This is a genomic window from Dokdonella sp., assembly GCF_019634815.1.
Lineage (GTDB): Bacteria > Pseudomonadota > Gammaproteobacteria > Xanthomonadales > Rhodanobacteraceae > Dokdonella_A.
Genome location: NZ_JAHCAP010000012.1, coordinates 71,555 through 89,557, shown reverse-complemented (window position 1 = coordinate 89,557; position 18,003 = coordinate 71,555). Strand labels below are relative to the sequence as shown.

General features: G+C 65.8%; 17 protein-coding genes and 1 tRNA gene. 9 read left to right on the top strand and 9 right to left on the bottom strand.

Annotation, left to right across the window (positions count from 1 at the left end):
- Together KF759_RS08015 and KF759_RS08010 are read left to right on the top strand one after the other, a co-directional pair.
- Positions 1 to 354: TrmH family RNA methyltransferase (locus KF759_RS08015; protein WP_291224325.1), on the top strand; the 354-nt coding region annotated here is incomplete at its 5' end.
- Between the two features lie 91 nt (positions 355 to 445).
- Complete coding sequence (locus tag KF759_RS08010) at positions 446 to 1,249, top strand: hypothetical protein (RefSeq protein WP_291224323.1); 804 nt, start codon at positions 446 to 448, stop codon at positions 1,247 to 1,249.
- Positions 1,250 to 1,297: 48 nt separating this feature from the next.
- Here the strand turns inward: KF759_RS08010 and KF759_RS08005 are convergent, their stop codons facing one another.
- From KF759_RS08005 to KF759_RS07995, 3 genes are all read right to left on the bottom strand, one after another.
- Positions 1,298 to 2,722, bottom strand: a complete 1,425-nt coding sequence (locus KF759_RS08005) for a M20/M25/M40 family metallo-hydrolase (RefSeq protein ID WP_291224321.1) — start codon at positions 2,720 to 2,722, stop codon at positions 1,298 to 1,300.
- A 105-nt stretch (positions 2,723 to 2,827) separates the two neighbouring features.
- Positions 2,828 to 3,226, bottom strand: a complete 399-nt coding sequence (mscL, locus tag KF759_RS08000; RefSeq protein WP_291224319.1) for a large-conductance mechanosensitive channel protein MscL — start codon at positions 3,224 to 3,226, stop codon at positions 2,828 to 2,830.
- Positions 3,227 to 3,367: 141 nt separating this feature from the next.
- Positions 3,368 to 4,063, bottom strand: coding sequence for a fumarylacetoacetate hydrolase family protein (locus KF759_RS07995; protein ID WP_291224317.1), 696 nt, complete (start codon positions 4,061 to 4,063; stop codon positions 3,368 to 3,370).
- A gap of 416 nt (positions 4,064 to 4,479) precedes the next feature.
- Here KF759_RS07995 and KF759_RS07990 point away from each other — a divergent pair, with 416 nt between their 5' ends.
- From KF759_RS07990 to KF759_RS07975, 4 genes are all read left to right on the top strand, one after another.
- On the top strand, positions 4,480 to 5,700 hold the full coding sequence (locus tag KF759_RS07990; protein ID WP_291224329.1) for an efflux RND transporter periplasmic adaptor subunit: 1,221 nt from the start codon (positions 4,480 to 4,482) through the stop codon (positions 5,698 to 5,700).
- Between the two features lie 142 nt (positions 5,701 to 5,842).
- Positions 5,843 to 6,532: an ABC transporter ATP-binding protein gene (locus KF759_RS07985; RefSeq protein WP_291224315.1), complete on the top strand. Its 690-nt coding sequence runs from the start codon at positions 5,843 to 5,845 to the stop codon at positions 6,530 to 6,532.
- Positions 6,533 to 6,544: 12 nt separating this feature from the next.
- Positions 6,545 to 7,705 (top strand): FtsX-like permease family protein, encoded by a 1,161-nt coding sequence (locus KF759_RS07980; RefSeq protein ID WP_291224313.1) that lies wholly within the window; start codon positions 6,545 to 6,547, stop codon positions 7,703 to 7,705.
- A 12-nt stretch (positions 7,706 to 7,717) separates the two neighbouring features.
- Positions 7,718 to 9,025, top strand: a complete 1,308-nt coding sequence (locus KF759_RS07975; protein ID WP_291224311.1) for an ABC transporter permease — start codon at positions 7,718 to 7,720, stop codon at positions 9,023 to 9,025.
- On the opposite strand, the gene yedA is transcribed toward KF759_RS07975, so the two are convergent.
- Together yedA and KF759_RS07965 are read right to left on the bottom strand one after the other, a co-directional pair.
- Positions 8,922 to 9,935 (bottom strand): drug/metabolite exporter YedA, encoded by a 1,014-nt coding sequence (gene yedA / locus KF759_RS07970; protein ID WP_291224309.1) that lies wholly within the window; start codon positions 9,933 to 9,935, stop codon positions 8,922 to 8,924. The two genes, KF759_RS07975 and yedA, sit on opposite strands and share 104 nt — an antisense overlap.
- Before the next feature lie 103 nt (positions 9,936 to 10,038).
- Positions 10,039 to 10,320: a hypothetical protein gene (locus tag KF759_RS07965; protein WP_291224307.1), complete on the bottom strand. Its 282-nt coding sequence runs from the start codon at positions 10,318 to 10,320 to the stop codon at positions 10,039 to 10,041.
- Positions 10,321 to 10,415: 95 nt separating this feature from the next.
- Here KF759_RS07965 and KF759_RS07960 point away from each other — a divergent pair, with 95 nt between their 5' ends.
- The gene (locus KF759_RS07960; protein WP_291224306.1) at positions 10,416 to 10,745 is read left to right on the top strand and encodes a Rieske 2Fe-2S domain-containing protein; all 330 of its coding nucleotides are present in this window, start codon (positions 10,416 to 10,418) and stop codon (positions 10,743 to 10,745) included.
- A 15-nt stretch (positions 10,746 to 10,760) separates the two neighbouring features.
- Here KF759_RS07960 and KF759_RS07955 read toward each other — a convergent pair whose 3' ends face one another.
- The 4 genes from KF759_RS07955 to KF759_RS07940 all read right to left on the bottom strand — a co-directional run bounded on the left by KF759_RS07955 (position 10,761) and on the right by KF759_RS07940 (position 16,946).
- The gene (locus KF759_RS07955; RefSeq protein ID WP_291224304.1) at positions 10,761 to 12,614 is read right to left on the bottom strand and encodes an SLC13 family permease; all 1,854 of its coding nucleotides are present in this window, start codon (positions 12,612 to 12,614) and stop codon (positions 10,761 to 10,763) included.
- A gap of 44 nt (positions 12,615 to 12,658) precedes the next feature.
- Entirely contained in the window at positions 12,659 to 13,348 is a 690-nt protein-coding gene (trmB, locus tag KF759_RS07950; RefSeq protein ID WP_291224302.1) for a tRNA (guanosine(46)-N7)-methyltransferase TrmB, read from the bottom strand.
- A 159-nt stretch (positions 13,349 to 13,507) separates the two neighbouring features.
- A complete protein-coding gene (locus KF759_RS07945) occupies positions 13,508 to 15,877 on the bottom strand; it encodes a DUF6600 domain-containing protein (protein ID WP_291224300.1) in 2,370 nt (789 codons plus the stop codon).
- Positions 15,878 to 16,229: 352 nt separating this feature from the next.
- A complete protein-coding gene (locus KF759_RS07940; RefSeq protein ID WP_291224298.1) occupies positions 16,230 to 16,946 on the bottom strand; it encodes a hypothetical protein in 717 nt (238 codons plus the stop codon).
- A 79-nt stretch (positions 16,947 to 17,025) separates the two neighbouring features.
- Between KF759_RS07940 and KF759_RS07935 the strand changes: the two genes are divergently transcribed.
- A tRNA-Gly gene (locus tag KF759_RS07935) sits at positions 17,026 to 17,099 on the top strand.
- 84 nt (positions 17,100 to 17,183) lie between these two features.
- Positions 17,184 to 17,990: a TOBE domain-containing protein gene (locus KF759_RS07930; RefSeq protein WP_291224296.1), complete on the top strand. Its 807-nt coding sequence runs from the start codon at positions 17,184 to 17,186 to the stop codon at positions 17,988 to 17,990.
- Positions 17,991 to 18,003: the final 13 nt, after the last annotated feature.

The following is an 18,003-nucleotide window of genomic DNA, read 5'->3' as shown; positions in this document are numbered from 1 at the left end:
GGCGCCGCCGCGCGCGTGGCCGAAGGTGCCGCCGAAGTCGTGCCGCTCGCATTCGCGCCCGCCGCCGCCGACACGCTCGCGCAATTGCGCAAGCACGCCTTCGCGATCGCCGCCACCGTGCCACGCGAAGGCGTCACGCTCTATGACGCCAGGCTTCCAGCGCGCATCGTGCTCGTGTTCGGTGCCGAAGGGCAAGGCATGAGTGATGCCCTGATCGCTGCCGCCGACCTGCGCCTCACGATTCCCGGCAGCGGCGCGGTCGAGAGCCTCAACGTGGCCGCAAGCGTAGCCGTGGTGCTCGGCGAATGCTGGCGCCAGGTGCGGGCGCTTGCTTCCTCGCCTGGCAAGGAGTAAGACGCAGGCAGATCTTCACCAGATTCGACCGTCAACGCGAAGCAAGGGGTGTGCGATGCGTGCGATTCTCGCAGGTGCGGTTCTTTCATCCGTGTTGTTCTTCGCCGTAGGTGCCGCGTCGACTGCCCAGGCCCAGGGAACCATTGTCGACGGCCCGGTCAGTTTCGTGCGTGGTGTCTCGCCGTGGGATGGTTCTCCAGGTGCGGATTTCAAGGGCGTTGCTGCCAACGCCGCGGAAGACCAGCTGTTCGAAGTGGGTTGGTGGTTCCGCACCACCGCCGACACCAGCGAATCCGTCCTGGGTACACCAAGCGCACAGAGCTATGGCGGCGCGAGTTCGGTGATCGATTGGACCGACGTCGGCACGCGTGCCTTGTTCTCGGCGCAGGAGGTAACCACCGTCATCAATCTGGACCCCGGGAGTTCGCCCCAGGGCGAAGTCTGGATGACGCTGCGCCTCACCAACCTCAGTCAAGTCAATTCGCTCACGCTCGATGTCTTCAATATGGTGGACTTCGACCTGGGGGGGACCTCCGGTTCCGACTCTGCCGTCCTGCTGCCAGACGGCATGCACATTCGCATCACCGATGCCGGTGGCGTTTTTGCCGAGTACGTGGCGCCCGGCGCGTCCGCCTATCTGGTGCGGCCGTTTGGCGCGACTGACGTAGGCGCTGTGCTTGGCAATTCGGCCGTGGATGACTTCGACAACAGTGGTCTGCCGTTCGGGCCCGGGGATTTCACCGCCGGGATGCAATGGTCGGGCATCACGCTGCCTCCGGCCGGCTCGCAGGACCTGGTCGTTCATCTGCTGGTGAACGCAGCGGCGCCGCCGCTCGACAGGATTTTCGCCGATGGTTTCGACATGGACAATGCGCCGACGATTGCGCCGCAGTAATGTCCGCCCGGCAGCGCGGTACGGCGCTGGCCGTACCGTGCCGACGCGTCACTCGTGCGCGTCGGCAAACGCGCCGGGCCGCGAGCCGAAATCACCCTTGGCCTGCGCGGCCAGATAGGCGACCACGACATAGGCGGCGACGTTCTGGCGCAGTTGTTCCGGATCGATCTTGTCGAAGGTATCGTTGGCGGTGTGGTGCCAGTCGAAATAGCGCGTGGCGTCCTGATGCAGGCTCAAGCCGGCCATGCCGACCGCGTGCACGGCGGAGAGATCCGAGCCTCCCGCGCCCGGCGCCTTGGCGTCGTAGTCGATGCCCAGCGGCTTGAGCAAGGCGGCGATCTGGTCGACTGCGGCGCGCGCCTCGGGCTTCACGCTGGCGGTGATCTTGTAGATGCGGTCGGCGCCCAGATCCGACTCCGTGCCAAGCACGGCCTTGGCGATTTCCCTGGCATGCGCTTGGGCATAGGCCTTGCCGCCGTATAGCCCCGATTCCTCGTTGGCGAAGGCGACCACGCGGATGCTGCGCGCGGGACGCTTGGGCAAGTTCGCGATCAGCTTGGCCGCGGCGACGGCGATGCCGATGCCCGAGGCATCGTCGATCGCGCCGGTACCCAGGTCCCAGGAGTCGAGATGGCCGCCCATGATGAAGTATTCATCGGGCTTGCTGCTGCCCTTGAATTCGCCGATCACGTTGGCGCCGGTGTACTCGCCTTCGAAACCGCAATCGAGCGTGTACTTCACCGTGAGTGGCTTGCCACTGGCGAGGATGCGCTCGATCTGGTCGGCATCGGGACTGGACAGCGCGGCCGCGGGAATCGGCGTGACGCCTTCGTTGAAATGGGTGACGCCGGTATGGGCGAGGCGGTTGTCGTCGGTACCCGCCGAACGCAGCAGGAAACCGATCGCGCCCTTGCTCGAGGCCAGCGAGGGGCCAATCGAGCGGACGCCCGCGCCGATGCCATAGTCTTCGCCGCTGCGCTTGGCGTGCATGCGCGGGCCGACATAGACGATCTTGCCCTTGATGCTCGCGGCGTCGGCATTCTTGAGTGCGTCGAGATTGGCAAAGCCGATCACCTCGCCGCTCAGACCAGCCGCGGGCGTGCCGGGCGAATGGCCCAGGGCGGTGAGCGTGAGCGGCTGCGGGAACGGTGCGAGGATCTGTCCGCTTTCGCCGTGGCGTACCCATTTGGGATAGCCCACGGCTTCGGTCCACACCTTGTCGAAGCCCAGGGCCTTGAAGCGGGCGATCACCCATTCGCGTGCCTTGAGATCGTTCGCGCTGCCCGCCAGACGCGCACCGACTTCGGTAGTGAGATCGCGCGTGAAATCGAGCGCGAGGTCGTCCTTGAGTGCGGCTTCGCGCAATTGCGTCGCGGTGGTGATTGCGGCTTCGGGTATCACGGTGGGCTTGCCCGCCGCCATGGCGAGCGGCGTGACGAGCAGGAGCAGGGCAAGCGGCAGCGGGCGGCGCATGGCGGGATCCTCGCGATGGAAGCAGCGATTATGCGCGTTCGTCTGCCCGACGCTTTGGGTCAAAGGTCATGCCCGCGCGGCCAGTGCCGCGCGGGCGGGTGGCACTCATTTGCCCTGCTTGAGCAAGTCGCGGATTTCGGTGAGCAGCACCACGTCGGGCGTGGGCGCGGCCGGTGCGGTCTCTTCCTTCTTCATCACGCGATTCATCGCCTTGATCACGATGAAGATCGCGAACGCCACGATGGCGAAGGTGATCACGGTGTTGAGGAAGCTGCCCCACATGATCGCGACTTCGCCCTTGCCATCGGCGCCGGCTGCCTTGATCACGGTCTTGATCGAGGAAAAGTCGATGCCGCCGATGAGCAGGCCGATCGGCGGCATGATGATGCCTTCGACCAGGGTCGAGACGATCTTGCCGAACGCGGCGCCGATCACGATACCGGTGGCCATGTCGACCACGTTGCCCTTCATTGCGAACGTCTTGAACTCGGATAAGAAACTCACGGCAACCTCCATGACAGGGAAAGAATCTGCGCGCCGCGCAGCGCGGCTACTGTAGCCGTCTGGGCGTGCAGATTCGATGCGTGTTGACGATTTTCCACGTGCGCGCCAAGTTCGCGCAGCGACCACCCGAGCTTGCGCCCCTCAGGCGATGACGCCATCGAGCGCGACAATGCCCTCCAGTTCGGCGCGAAAGCGATCGCCGCGTGCGAGCGCAGCCACGCCCGCGGGCGTGCCGGTGAAGACGAGATCGCCCGGCGCCAGCGTCCACAACTTCGACAGCTCATGGATGATCGAGGCGACGTCGAAGATCATGTCGCCAATGTCGCCGTGCTGGCGCGGCTCGCCGTTGACCTGCAAGGTGAGCGCCCCGCGCCGCGGATGCCCGCAGCGCGCGACCGGCACCAAGACCGAGGCCGGCGCCGAGGCATCGAAACCCTTGGCCGCATCCCAGGGATGACCCTTGGCCTTGGCCGCCGCCTGCAGGTCGCGGCGCGTGAGGTCCAGGCCTACGCCGTAGCCAAACACGCAATCGAGCGCGTCGCCCGGCGCGATGTCGTGCCCACCGCGCCCGAGCGCAACCATCATCTCGACTTCATGGTGCAGTTCCTGCGTGGCCGATGGATAGGGCACGATCACGCCCGAACCTTCGTCGGCGACGATCGCATCGGCGGGCTTCATGAAGAACATCGGCGTGCCGCGTTCGACTGCTGCGCCCATTTCCTTCGCATGCTCGGCGTAGTTGCGGCCAACGCAGTAGATGCGATGCACGGGGAAGCGCTGCGCGCTGCCGGTGATGGCGAGGCTTGGAATCGGCGGCGTGGCAATGGCGTGCGTCATCGATGCGCTTGGCTGCGGGTGGCGGTGCGCAGGATAGCAGCGCGTCATCGATGCCGAAGCGGTGAGCCGATCATTCCCCGGCGAGCGCAGGTGCGAGCGGTGCGCGCAAGGCGCTCCACGCCGGGATCAGCGCGCTGGCGAGGCCGATCATGAGCGCATAGGCGAGGGTCGAGATCAGCACCTCGCTTCTCATTTTGACTTGGGCGAGGCAATGGGTGGCTGTTTCGAGCCATCCGCTGCGAGGCTCGATTGCATTGTCAACAGTACGCGCTGCGGAGACGGGAGGGCGTCAAGCCGCGAGCGAGCTTTTCGTGACGACTGTCACCTCGAAGCCTTGATCCTTGCCAGTGGCGTGGCTGCCGTGCGGTGGCGCACCATGTCAGAATCAAGGGCCCTGTCGGCACGTGTACGCATCCATGGATCAAGGCGAGCTCCTCAAGCAATTGCGCATCGACCGCAGCGAACCCGAGGTGCGTTCGCGAGGCTGGATCGCTGCGTTGGTCATCGGCCTTGCGCTCGTGCTCGCCGCAGGCGCCTGGTGGTGGCTGCGTGGTGGCGCGGTGATCGAAGTCGAGGCTGCGACCGCGGCGGCACCGAGCAGTGCGGCCGCGGGCAGCGCCGCGGTCTTGCAGGCAACCGGCTACGTGGTCGCGCGGCGCCAGGCGACGGTGTCGGCGCAGATCACCGGCACCCTGACCCAGGTGTTGATCGAGGAAGGCGAGCGCGTCGAGAAGGGGCAGGTGCTGGCCACGCTCGAGGACACCGCGCAGAAGGCGATGCTCGCCCAGGCGCAGGCGAACCTGCGTTCGGCGCAGGCCCAGCTCGTGCAGGCACGCACCCAGCTTGCGCAGAACCAGCGTGATCTCACGCGTGCGGACGATCTGGTCGCGCGGCAGCTGGTATCGAAGCAGGCGGCCGAACTCGCGCGCACCCAGGTCGAGAGCCAGCGCGCGCTGGTCGATGCGCAGGCCAGGCAGGTTGAGGTCGCGCAAGCGAGTGTCGCGGGCGCCCAAGTGCAGCTCGACTACTGCACGGTGCGCGCGCCCTTCTCGGGCGTGGTGATCGCCAAGGCCGCGCAGGTCGGCGAGATCGTCTCGCCGCTGTCGGCGGGCGGCGGCTTCACGCGCACCGGTGTGGGCACGATCGTCGACATGGATTCGCTGGAGATCGAGGTCGATGTCAACGAGTCCTACATTCATCGCGTGTCTGCCGATCAGCCCACCGAGGCCGTGCTCGATGCCTATCAGGACTGGAAGATCCCCGGCCACGTGATCGCGATCATCCCGACCGCCGACCGCAGCAAGGCGACGGTCAAGGTGCGTGTCGCCTTCGCGCAGAAGGACGCGCGCATCGTGCCCGATATGGGCGTGCGCGTGTCCTTCCTCGAAGACGCGCAGGACCAGCCAACGCAGGCGAAGGCGCCCACCGGCGTGCTGGTTCCGGCGGGCGCGCTGCTCCAGCGTGATGGCAAGGACATGCTGTTCGTGATCGAGGGCGATCGTGCCCGGCTGCGCAAGGTCACGCCGGGGCAGAGCATGGGCGACCTGCGCCTGGTCGAAGGCGTCGCTGCGGGTACGCGCATCGTGCGCGCGCCACCCGCGGGTCTGGTCGATGGGGCGCGCGTGCGCATCAGGTGAAGCGGTGCAAGCGAAGACGTCGCTGCGGTCATCGCGGCGGCGGCAATGACAGGTGCGCGCGGGCGGGATCACGCCCTGCGCACGGCGGGACATGAACATCCCCGACGCCAGCGGGCGAGTGGGGCAGCAGACGGAGGCACAGATGAGCGCATTGGTCGAGATCCGCAACCTCAGCAAGGTCTACACGCGCGGCAAGCAGAAGATCGAAGTGCTGCATCACATCGATCTGGACATCGCCAAGGGCGACTTCCTCGCCCTGATGGGGCCGTCCGGTTCGGGCAAGACCACCTTGCTCAACCTCATCGGTGGTCTGGATACGCCCAGCCAGGGCAGCCTGTCGGTTGGTGGCCAGCGCATCGATTCACTCGGCGAAGGCGCGCTCGCCAAATGGCGCAGCGAGCATGTCGGCTTCGTGTTCCAGTTCTACAACCTGCTGCCGATGCTGACGGCGCAGAAAAATGTCGAGCTGCCCCTGCTGCTGACCAAGCTGTCGGCGGCGCAGCGCAAGCAGAACGCGGCGATCGCGCTGAAGTTGGTCGACCTCGCCGACCGCGCCACACACAAGCCCACCGAGCTGTCAGGTGGCCAGCAACAGCGCGTGGCGATCGCGCGTGCGATCGTGTCCGATCCGGATCTGCTGGTGTGCGACGAGCCGACTGGCGATCTCGATCGCCAGTCCGCGCAGCAGGTGCTCGAACTGCTGCAGATGCTCAATCGCGATCACGGCAAGACCATCATCATGGTGACGCACGATCCCAAGGCCGCCGAGTTCGCCCGCCACACCCTGCATCTGGACAAGGGCACCCTGGTCGAACAAGCGGCGCAGGCCTGAGGGAGCACGCTGATGAAATATCTGCACTTGGTCTGGGCGGCGCTGTTCCGGCGCAAGACCCGCACCTTCTTCACGATCGCCTCGGTACTGGCGGCCTTCCTCTTGTTCGGGCTGCTCGATTCGGTGCGCACGGCGTTTTCGCAGGCCAGCGAAAGCGTGGCGGGCGCCAACCGCATCCTCACGATGTCAAAGATCAGCTTCACGATGTCGCTGCCGCAGAGCCTGCTGCCGCGCATCCAGGCGGTGCCCGGCGTCAAGGAAGTGGCCTTTGCGAACTGGTTTGGCGGCGTCTATCAGGATCCGAAGAATTTCTTTCCCAACGAGGCGGTAAGCGAGAATTTCTTCAGCGTCTACAGCGATTTCGTGGTGCCGCCCGAGCAGCTTGCCGCGTTCAAGAGCACGCGCACGGGTGCGATCGTCGGCGAGGCGCTGGCGCAAAAGTACGGCTGGAAGATCGGTGACAAGATCCCGCTGCAGGCAACGATCTTTCCGCAGAAGGACGGCAGCAATGCCTGGACCTTCGATCTCGTTGGCATCTACCGCGTGGCCGATCCCAAGGACAGGAACAACGAGCAGGCGATGTTCTTCAACTGGAAGTATTTCGACGAGGCGCGTCAGTTCGGCAATGGCGCGATCGGCTGGTACATCGAGAAGGTCGACGATCCGGCCAATGCCGACCGCATTGCCAATGCGATCGATGCGATCTCGGCCAATTCCGATCACGAGACCAAGACGCAGAGCGAAAATGCATTCACGCGTTCGTTCGTGAGCCAGTTTGCCGATGTGGGTCTGATCGTCGCCGGCATCATGAGCGCGGTGTTCTTCACCCTGATCCTGCTCACCGGCAACACCATGGCGCAGGCAGTGCGCGAGCGCATTCCGGAACTGGCGATCCTCAAGACGCTGGGCTTTTCCAATCCCGGGGTGCTGGCGCTGGTGCTCGCCGAGTCGGTCTTGCTGGTGTTGCTCGGTGGACTGGCGGGGATTGCCCTCGCGGCCGTGGTGGTGCCGGCGATGAGTGTGCATGCGGGCGGCCTGCTGCCCGACAGCGTGCGACCCAACACCTGGGCGCTGGGCATCGGCTTGATGCTCGCGATCGGTTTGGTGGTGGGCGTGCTGCCGGCGCTGCGCGGCATGCATCTCAAGATCGTCGATGCGCTTGCAGGCCGGTGAGAGGAGTTGATCATGAAGACATTGCTCAATATCGCCATCGGTGTGCTGTGCGTTGCCGGCGCGGCGGTGCTCGCCCTGTTGCCCTGGCTGTTGCTGATCGCGCTGGTGGCCGTGCTGGGACTGTGGATGGCCTTCAGTCGCCGCGGCCAGCAGACCTGGTCGGTCACGCGCATGGGCCTGGCGACGATTCCGGGCCGTCTGGGATCCAGCTCGGTGGTCGTGATCGGCATTGCCGGCGTGGTCGGCGTGCTGGTCGCGTTGCTGGCAATGGGCGAGGGCTTCCAGGCCACGCTCAAGCAGACTGGCAGCGACGACACCGTGCTGGTGATGCGCGCCGGCGCCAACTCCGAACTCAATTCGGTGCTCTCGCATGATGCGGTGGTGCAGATCGAGCAGGCGCCGGGCGTGCTCAAGAATGCCAAGGGTGAGGCTATCGTTTCACCCGAACTCGTGGTTGTCGCCTCGCGGCCGCGTCGCAGCTCCGGGCTCGATGCCAATGTCGAGATCCGCGGCGTCGGCGCACAGGTGTGGGAGTTGCGACCGCATGTGCACATGATCGCCGGGCGCAAGTTCACGCCGGGCCTGCGCGAGCTCATCGTCGGCAAGCGCGCGGCCGAGCAGTTCAGCGGGTTGGAAGTCGGCTCGACGATCCAGCTCAGCAACCAGACCTGGACGATCGTCGGCACCTTTGAGTCGGGTGATGCCTACGAGTCGGGTATGTGGGGTGATGCCGACATCGTCGCCTCGGCCTATCGTCGCGGCAACAGCGTCACCGATGTCGCGGTCAAGCTCACCAGTGCAGGGGCTTTCGATGCGTTCAAGGCCGCGCTTGCCTCCAATCCGCAGCTCAAGGTCGATGTGCAGACCACGCGCGAGTATTTCAGCAAGCAGTCCGAGGGCCTTGCCAAACTGATTCGCATCATCGGCAGCGTGGTTGGCGCGATCATGGCGATCGGTGCGATCTTCGGCGCGCTCAACACCATGTATGCGGCGGTGGCCACGCGCGCGCGAGAGATCGCCACCCTGCGCGCGCTGGGTTTTCGCGGCGGTGCGGTGGTGGTGTCGGTGCTCGCCGAAACGATGCTGCTGGCCCTGCTCGGCGGCGCGGTCGGTGCGGTGATCGCCTACCTGATCTTCGACAACTATTCGGTATCGACGGTGAGCCCGAACTTCAGCCAAATCGTGTTCAATTTCAAGGTCTCACCCGGTCTCGTGCTCAGTGGCCTGCACTGGGCATTGGTGATCGGGTTTCTGGGCGGGCTGTTTCCGGCGCTGCGGGCGGCGCGCATGCCGGTGACGGCGGCGTTGCGGGAGCTGTGATCGTGCGCTTGCGCGTGAGTGCGATGATCGCCACGCCCGCGAGGATCACCGCCATCGCGACGAGATCGGTACCGTGCACGATCTCGCCGCCAAGCAGGGCGCCGAACAGCACGGCGATCGGCGGGTTGACGTAGGCGTAACTGGTCGCGATCGTGGGACGCACGGCGCCAAGCAGGTAGAGGTAAGCGCTGAATCCGACCAGTGAGCCGGCGACCACGAGATAGGCTAGCGCGAGGTTCGCGCGCAGCGGTGGCAATGCGTGCAGGCGCTCGCCGATCAGCAATGCGAACGCAACCAACATCACGCCCGCCGTGAGCATTTGCGCGGCGGTATTCATGGCCGGCGCCGGCATGTCACGGCGCTTGCTCCATATCGAGCCAAACGCCCACGCCGCCGCGGCGACGACCAGTGCCAGCGTCGCCAAGGGCGAACCGGCCATGCCGCCGCCGAGGCCGAGCAGGATCACCCCGGCAAAGCCGACGATGAGGCCGAGCCATTCGTGGCGATGTGGCCGCAGTCCGTAGAGTCCGGCAAATACCGCGGCGAACAACGGCATGCTGGCGACCGCAACCGCGGCCAGACCCGAAGCGACACTTTGCTCGGCAAGGCAGACCAGGCCATTGCCCATACCGAGCAGGAGCAGGCCGGTGATCGCACAGTTGCGCCACTGACGCGCGGTTGGCGCCGCCACGCCGCGCCAGCGCAGGAAGCCATACAAGACACTGCCGGCGATGAGGAAGCGCACGCCCGCGAGCAGGAACGGCGGCCAGCTCGCCACCGCGACGCGGATCGCCAGATAGGTCGAGCCCCACACCAGATACAGCGCGAGCAAGGATGCCGGGATCAGCACGGCGGGGCGTTGCCACCAGACCTGCGGCTGTGGCAAATCGGAAGTGATCGGAGTGGACATCAAGGCTCGGATTCCGGGTGCAGGCAGGCCGCAAAGTGTCGGGTACCCTGCGCGGCCCGGACAGGGCCGGCCCCCGCATGATCGATGGAACCAATGACGCGGCTCAGTTGCGGCGTGGCGTTTGCGGGGCGTGCGGCAGCACCGTGAACTCGCCGTCGATGACGCCGCTGGCCGGGCTGGTCGATGGCCTCGTTGCGGCCTGGCCGCCGAGTACCGAGCGCAAGTTGCGCCACAGCATCCACAGTGCGCCGCCGACGACGAGCACGGCGAGCACGATCGCGCCCAGCAACAGCGCGCTGGCGATGGCGACGACGCCGATCGCAAGCCAAGCCAGCCGTGCGAGCGGGTGGCGGGGGCGTGGCAGATGGAACGAGGTTCGGATCATTGAAATGTTTGCCTGTGCCAGAATGCGCGCAAGCGGCCCTGCGGGAAATGGACGATAGGGCCGCGGCGACCTTCCCACAAGTGCTGAAAGCTGGCATGTCTGTTAAAAACGTGTTGTGTCGTTTTGAAGAATTGCCCGATGGCGGCGCGATTGCCGCGCACGTGGACAGCGCTACCGGGGGGTTCGAGTTGATCGTGATGCGCCAGGGCGACACGGTCGTTGCCTATCACAACGAATGCCCGCACGCGGGGCGCCGCCTCGACTATGCGCCCGGACAGTTCCTCGTGCGCGATGGCCGCATCATCTGCGCCGTGCATGGCGCAACGTTCGAGGTCGCCAGCGGTTGTTGCGTGGGCGGACCGGCGCGCAGCGGACTGGTCAGCCTGCCAGTCGAAGTCGTCGATGGCGAGGTGCGACTGCGTTGAGCCCGTCGCGGCTGCCTACACGTGCCCGTAGATGAAGTTGATCGCCAACAGCATCACCACCAGCATGAGCACAGTCAGGGGTGCGCCCACGCGCAGGAAATCGCGCGTGCGATAGCCGCCGGCGCCACTGATGATCATCAGCACCGGATTCGCGCTGGGCAGCAGGAACACGTTCGAGGTGGAGATCGCGACCACCAGCGCATACAGCGCCGGATTGCCACCCGACGCGAGCGCCACGTTGATCGCCATCGGCACCATCATCACCGTGGCGCCGACATTGGAAACGACCTGTGCAAGCAGCAGGGTAATCAGCGCGATCACCGCCTGCAGGCCCCACTGCGGCCAACTGCCGATGTGCTGCAACACTTCCTGTGCGAGCCAGGCGGCCGCGCCCGTGGAGTCCATGGTCCAGCCCAGCGGCACCAGGCAGGCGAGCGTGAACACGGTCTTCCAATTGATCGCCTCGTAGGCCTCGTCCATGTTGAGTACGCCGGTGAGCAACATGCCCACCGCGCCGACCATCATCGCGATCGACAGCTTGATGTCGGTGAACAGCCCCAGCCCCATCGCCACGGCGAAAAATGCAACCGCATGCCAGATCTTGCCGGGGCGCTGTTCTTCCTTGGGGTAGTCGGTGACGACGACGAAGTCGTGCGACTCGGCCGCATTGGCCAGGTCGCGCCAGAAGCTGTGCAGCACCAGGGTGTCGCCGGCGCGCAGGCTCAGCGAACGCAGATCCTCGCGGAACACCTGCTCGCCGCGATTGACTGCAAGGACCGACAGCGCGGCGGTCTTGCGCAGGCGAAGTTCGCCGACGCTCTTCTTGATCCAGTGGGAATTGGGGGGCACCACGGCTTCGGAGATGCCCGCGCGGCTCGGATTGAACAGGTCGGCGAAATTGCGCAGCCGCGTGTGCATCTGACAGAGCTGGGTGTTGGCGAAGGCTTGGATGGATTCACGCTTGCCGAGCACGCCGAGCACGCTGCCAACCCAGATCATCTCATCGCCCGGTGGCGCCAGCCGTGCCTCGTTGTTGCTCTTGAGCGCGAGTATGAGCGGCGCATCGTGCAGTTGCTCGATCTCGGCCACGCTCATTCCCACCAGTGGACTGTCGACGGTGACCACCAGTTCGACCACGCTGCCGTCGATGCCGTAGGTCTCGGCAAAATAGGTTTCGGTGCGCCCGGGCGTGACCTTCTGGCGATCCTCCTCGTCACCGGGCAGGAGCTTGCGCGTGAACAGGGCGAAATAAAGCAGACCCGCCAGCAGCAAGGGCACGCCGATCGGCGCCACCGCGAACAGCGTGAATTGCTCGATCGTCTGCGCGCCCGGCGGCAGGTTGCGATTGGCGTTGACGATCAGGTCGTTGAGCAGGATCAACGGCGAGTTCGAAATCATCGTCATGTTGGTGCCGCACAGGATCATGCAGGCCATCGGCAGCAACAGGCGGCGCAGTGGCAGGCCGGTGCGCGCACTGACGCGGCTGACCACCGGCAAGAACAGTGCGCTCAGAGCCTGACTCTGGATCACGCTCGACAGGCTGCCGGCGACCGCGTTTATCAGCAGCGACACGCGCGCCTCGACACCACCGGCCATGCGCAGGATGAACGAGGCCGCCTTGGCCAGCACGCCGGTGCGGTCGAGACCCGCGCCCATGATCATCACGCCCAGCAGCGAGATCACCGCGTTGCCGGCGAAACCGTCGAACAGTTGCTCCACCGGCAGCAGGCGGGTGATGCCGATCACCACGATCACCAGCAAGGCCACGAGGTCGGCGCGGATCCACTCGAGCACGAGCATGAGCACGGTGAACGCCAGCAAGGCGAACACCAGCATCATGTTCGGAGTGAGGGTCAGACCGGCTTCCATTCGGGGCAGTTCTTGTGTGTTTTGCCGGCGCGCGTCAACCGCGCTCAGATTCTTTCATGGACGAAATCCCATACACGATGGCCCAGACGCAGGCCGCGGCGCTCGAAATGCGTCTGGATGCGCCAGGGCGGACACACGCCGGGGTCGGCGAATTCCGCGCAGGACCGCCAGTCAGGCGCTTCGCGCAGCATTTCCTGCATGTGCTCGGCATAGTCGGCCCAGTCCGTCGCCAAATGCAAGCGGCCACCAGGTTTCACGCGCGAAGCGAGCAGGGCGAGAAACGGCAATTGCACGAGGCGGCGCTTGTGGTGGCGCTTCTTGTGCCAGGGGTCGGGGAAGTAGATCCGCACTTCGGCCAGGCTCGCAGTGCCAAGTTCATTCTCGATCACCTCGACGGCGTCGTGGTTGCAAATGCGCACGTTGTCGACGCCGGCCTGTGCCAGCGCATTCATGAGGCGCCCGACGCCGGGCTTGTGCACCTCGATGCCGATGAAGTCGCGCTCGGGCTCGGCCTGCGCCGAATGCAGGAGTTGCTCGCCGTTGCCGAAGCCGATCTCCAGCACGCGCGGCGCGCTGCGGCCGAAAACCGCATTCAGATCGCGCGGGGTGGCTCGATAGTCGAGTCCGTAGCGCGCCCAGTGTGCGTCGAAGGCGCGTTGCTGCGCGGGCGTGAAACGGCCCTGGCGCAGCACGAAGCTGCGGATGCGGCGTTCGCTGAAAGGTGTTTCGGACATCGGGCCTTCTGCTCGGACAAGGTTCGCGCGTACGACCCGCGTGCGCGCATGAAGCCTGAATGATCGCATCGTCAGTGGCTGCTGAAACAGCCTGCCGGTTGATCGTGCAAAAAAAGATGCCGCGCAGTGCGCGGCATCCTGGACCATGAGGCGGGACAATCAGCGGCGACTGATGCCGCGACCACCGTCATCCGAGTCCCTTGTCGATTCGCGTCGTGCAGGCGCAGCCTCACGCGCTGGCGGCGGTGACGCCTGGCGTTGCGGAGCCTCCATGCGGGGTTGCTGCATTGGCTGCGGCGCACGTTGAACCGGCGCGGGCTGGTAGGAACGCTGCGGCGGTGCGGACTGGTAGGAACGCTGCGGCGGTGCGGACTCGTAGGAACGCTGCGGCGGTGCGGACTGGTAGGAACGCTGCTGCGGCGCTGATTCCACGCTGCGCGAGTAGCTTGGCGGCGCGCTTCCACGCTGCTGGGCGGGCTGATACGTGCGTTGCGGCGGTGCCGATTCCACGCTGCGCGAGCGGTAGTTCGAAGACGGAACGCTTTCGCGCGGCGCCTCCACCGATTCGACATTGCGCGAGCGATAAGCAGGCTGATTGTTCGAACGCGGCGCCTCCACCGATTCGGCATTGCGCGAGCGATAAGCAGGCTGGTTGTTCGAACGCGGCGGTTCGACCTGTTCGTTTCCGCGACCGCGCAGATTGCCTGGGCGCGCCCCGCTGTCGACACTGCCGCTACGCTGCGGGGTACGCATGGATGCATCGACGTTGCCACGCGACGGCATGCCTTCGTTGCCGACGCTGCGCTGTGGCGCGAAGCGTGACGAAGGCAGGGCGCGTTCACTGGGCACCGTGCCGCGGTCATTGCTGCGCTGTACTTGCGCATCGGCGCCGGTTCGCTGCGGCATGCGCGACTGCCCGACGGACGGGGCGTTGCGGCGATCGACGCTGCTGCCCACCGGCGTCCTCGAGATCGCCTGCGGACGTGCGGTCGGGCTGTCCACCACCTGCACGCGTGACGGGATGCCGCGCTGGGCGGTTGCTTCGCCGCGAGCGGGAACGGCTGCAGGCAGCGGGCGTGCGAGCGGGCGCCCCTGGTTGCGTTCAATCGCCTGCACACGCTCGGCGATGGGTGCCACGGTCGGCGCCGGCGCGGTGCGGGCGATGACGCGACGATCGAGCACGGCGGCCTGCGGCACGGCGCTGGCACGGCGCACATCGGCGGCGACAAAGCTCGCCTGGGTGGGAGCGATGCCGAGGCGACTGGCGACCGGGGCCTTGTTCCACTGCGCGGCGTTGACGTTGATGCGGCCGGCAAGCACCGGACGCGAGCCGACGAAGGTTTCGCGCGAAACCGCGGTCATGGCGGCGCTGTTGTTGCGCCACATGTAGTTGTTGCCGGGCACCGGGCGGCCGCGCGAGTAATCGTTGTAGATGTTGGTGATGTGGATGTTGTTGATGATCGTCGTGTTGTGGACGTTGATGTCGGTGAAATAGCGGCGCGAGGTGTGATACCAGGGCACGTAGACATCACGCGGGCCGAGCGGGAACCAGCCCACCGGACCATCACCGAGCCGGATACTCGCGGACCAATTGTTGCCGCCGACGAAGGCGACCATTGCCGGCGAGTAGATTGGCCGGTAGTGGCGCGGGCCGGGGCACCAGCCCCAGCGGTTGCCGACATAGATCCAGCGGCCATAGTGGAATGGTGCAAAGCCCCATGGTGCAGTGTCGATCCAGGTCCAGCCCCATGCGCCGACCCACGACCAGTGTCCGCTGCGGTAGGGCGCCCAGCCGACCGCGACGCTGGTCGGATACCACACCGAGCCGTAGTCGGCGACGGTGTTCCACGAGCCGTATTCGTCGAGATCGGAGTAGCCGATCATGTCGTCGGAGACGTAGCGACGCGAGACCGAACGCTCGTAACGGCGTTCACGCGAGGCGACCCAATTGTCGAAATCATCGCCGCGCGGCAGATCGAGCACCTCGTAGTCACGCAGGGCCGAATCATTGAAGCGATAGCTGTTGCCGGCGCGCACGCTGTAGTTGGCGTTCTGCTCGCCATAGACATCGCCGTTGCCATCGAACACGGTGACCATGGTCGAGCGGCCGTCGGGCGCGACGTCGATGCGGTATTCGCCGGGCATCGTGGTCACGAAGGCGAGCGTGGGAGTGTCGATCTCGTAGCTCTGGTCGCGGCCGAGATTGCGCACGCTCAGGCGCAGCACGCCTTCGCTGAGTTCGAATTGTGCGATCTGGTCATTGAGATTGAGCACGTTGATCGAGCTGCGGTCGTCCAGGCGAACGGTGGCGCCGCCCATCTGCAGTTCGGTGCGTGAATTGCGGTCGGTGTAGAGCGAGTCACCGGCGATCAGCGGCCGGTTGAGCGAAGCCTGCACCCAGTTGTGGTCTCCGGCGGGCTGGAAACTCACTTCGCCGCCGAGATAGCTCAGGCGCGCCACGCGGCTGGGTGGATCGGCCGCGTCGTCATCGGGCGCGGCCAGTGCGCTGCCGAGCATGGTCAGACTCATCAGCCCCGCCAGAGCCGCCGCGCCCAAATATCGCGGAACGGAAAACTTGGTGAACATGGGTTGTGCTCCTCCTCGCGCCTACGCCAGTTCCCGTCGCGGCGGGTCGTGCCCAGATTACGACCGCCGGAACTGACAGGCGCGCCAAGTATCCGCCTCGCGAGCCTGAATGACGACTTTCCGGCCTTGTCGGTTTGCAGTCCATTGCAGTGTCAGTCGGCGCGGATTCAGGCATTGGCGGCGAACCGCATCCGCGGGCGCAGCCGAGCAATCGCATCGGCGCGCATCGCTCTTCACTCGCGCACGGCGCTGCGCCATGGCTCGCGGGCCTGCATGATGCGACTGCGCGCAAGGGTCAACCCGGCCAGCCGACCGCAAGGTCGAAAGCCAGATCGCAGCGCATGTCGGTTTCGTTCAACGGGGCGTCGCGTGCTTCGGTGACCAGTTTGCCGGTGAAGCGCTCACCCTTTGCGGTCAGTTCGATCCGGCCGTTGCCACCGTCGAGGCCGGTCAGGCTGCCGTCCGCGGCGAGGTACATGATGTTCACGATGGTCGCCATGTCGAGATCGCCGCCGACATGCGCCAGCTCGATCCAGCCGGCATCGACCGCTGCATGCTGTGCTTCGATGAGATCGCCGCGCGGGCTGACGAACGTGTTGGTGCCGAGCTCGCCGCGGGCTTGCGCGGATTTCGCCAGCGCGCTGCGGTCGAGCGGCTTGGCGGTCAGGTAGATGGTCGTGGTGACGACGCCGCTTTCGTCGCGGGCGTCCTTGAAGGCAATGCCGTCGCTGAAGTCGAGGCGCTTGCCATCGCGCTCACACCAGCCCTTGACCGAATCCGCGTGGGCGGTACCGGCAAGCAGGAAAACAAGCGAAATCAAGACCGCGCGCATGGTGCCTCTCCTGGAAACCTGCGGATGCAGGCGCTTGCGGGTGAATACGGAAGTCGGCATCGATACGGGCCAGGCTGCAACAGGCGCGGCGACGACAGGCAGGGTGGAATGATCCCGGCAGGGAAGGAGCCGCCCGTCGTCCGCCCTTGCAAGGCCTGCCCGGTTTGCCGGCAGCGCCATCTTGTCGGCCGCGGCGGTCGCGGTTAGGCTCGCCTTCCGCGCGTGCCGCTGCGCAGCAGCTGGTCCGAGCGATGCCGATGCGGGTGTAGCTCAATGGTAGAGCTGTAGCTTCCCAAGCTACTGACGAGGGTTCGATTCCCTTCACCCGCTCCAGCCCCGCATCATCGGTTCCGAGCCGCGCCGCGGCAGCCGGTGCGCTGATGTACCCTGCGATCTCGTTCCCAGGTGTCGGTGGGCATGTCAGGTTCCGATGTTCCCATTCTCGAACCCCTGATTGATCTGCGCGGCGCAGGCACCAGCCTGACGCCGCAAAGGGCGCGGCTGCTGCACGCGCTCGAGACGCAGCATTCGATCAGCGCCGCCGCGCGTGCGGTTGGCATGAGTTACAAGGGTGCATGGGATGCGATTGCCGCGCTCAACCGCTTCGCCGGACAACCGCTGGTGGAGGCGATCACTGGCGGCAGTGGTGGTGGTGGCGCGCAACTGACCGTGATGGGAAAACGCGTGTTGGCGTTCCACCAGGCGCTTACCACGTTGCAGCAGCGACTGCTCGCGGCGCCGCCGGGCGCGACCAGTCCATCGGATATCGATCAACTCCTGCAGAGGCTGGGAAATCTCATGCTCAAGACCAGTGCACGCAACCAGTTTGAAGGGCGCGTCGTGTCGATCACGCGAGGTGCAGTGAACAGCGAAGTGGTACTTGATCTCGAAGGAGGGGATCGGCTCACCGCGATCATCACGCATCGCAGTGTCGAGGATCTGGGGCTGCGCGAAGGCAGCAGCGCGATCGCGCTGATCAAGTCCTCGTTCGTCGTGCTGGCGGCGCCGGGCACACGCACCAGTGCCCGCAACGTGCTGGCCGGCACGGTGAGCCGTTGCCGCAAGGGCGCGGTCAATGCCGAGGTGGAGCTCGCGCTCGCCGGCGGTTGCCGCATCGTTGCCACGGTGACCAATGAAAGCGTGGATGGCCTGCCGATCGACGAAGGCCAGAAGATGCTTGCCCTGATCAAGGCCTCGCACGTGATACTCGCGGTGGCCGTGTGATTCGCTCCGCCCC

Bases quoted from the DNA above. Each gene is read 5' to 3' on its own strand.
- KF759_RS08005 (WP_291224321.1), bottom strand. From the start codon at position 2,722: ATGCGCCGCCCGCTGCCGCTTGCCCTGCTCCTGCTCGTCACGCCGCTC.
- KF759_RS07995 (WP_291224317.1), bottom strand. From the start codon at position 4,063: ATGACGCACGCCATTGCCACGCCGCCGATTCCAAGCCTCGCCATCACC.
- KF759_RS07990 (WP_291224329.1), top strand. From the start codon at position 4,480: ATGGATCAAGGCGAGCTCCTCAAGCAATTGCGCATCGACCGCAGCGAA.
- KF759_RS07985 (WP_291224315.1), top strand. From the start codon at position 5,843: ATGAGCGCATTGGTCGAGATCCGCAACCTCAGCAAGGTCTACACGCGC.
- KF759_RS07980 (WP_291224313.1), top strand. From the start codon at position 6,545: ATGAAATATCTGCACTTGGTCTGGGCGGCGCTGTTCCGGCGCAAGACC.
- KF759_RS07975 (WP_291224311.1), top strand. From the start codon at position 7,718: ATGAAGACATTGCTCAATATCGCCATCGGTGTGCTGTGCGTTGCCGGC.
- yedA (WP_291224309.1), bottom strand. From the start codon at position 9,935: ATGTCCACTCCGATCACTTCCGATTTGCCACAGCCGCAGGTCTGGTGG.
- KF759_RS07965 (WP_291224307.1), bottom strand. From the start codon at position 10,320: ATGATCCGAACCTCGTTCCATCTGCCACGCCCCCGCCACCCGCTCGCA.
- KF759_RS07960 (WP_291224306.1), top strand. From the start codon at position 10,416: ATGTCTGTTAAAAACGTGTTGTGTCGTTTTGAAGAATTGCCCGATGGC.
- KF759_RS07955 (WP_291224304.1), bottom strand. From the start codon at position 12,614: ATGGAAGCCGGTCTGACCCTCACTCCGAACATGATGCTGGTGTTCGCC.
- trmB (WP_291224302.1), bottom strand. From the start codon at position 13,348: ATGTCCGAAACACCTTTCAGCGAACGCCGCATCCGCAGCTTCGTGCTG.
- KF759_RS07945 (WP_291224300.1), bottom strand. From the start codon at position 15,877: ATGAGTCTGACCATGCTCGGCAGCGCACTGGCCGCGCCCGATGACGAC.
- KF759_RS07940 (WP_291224298.1), bottom strand. From the start codon at position 16,946: ATGGCGCTGCCGGCAAACCGGGCAGGCCTTGCAAGGGCGGACGACGGG.
- KF759_RS07930 (WP_291224296.1), top strand. From the start codon at position 17,184: ATGTCAGGTTCCGATGTTCCCATTCTCGAACCCCTGATTGATCTGCGC.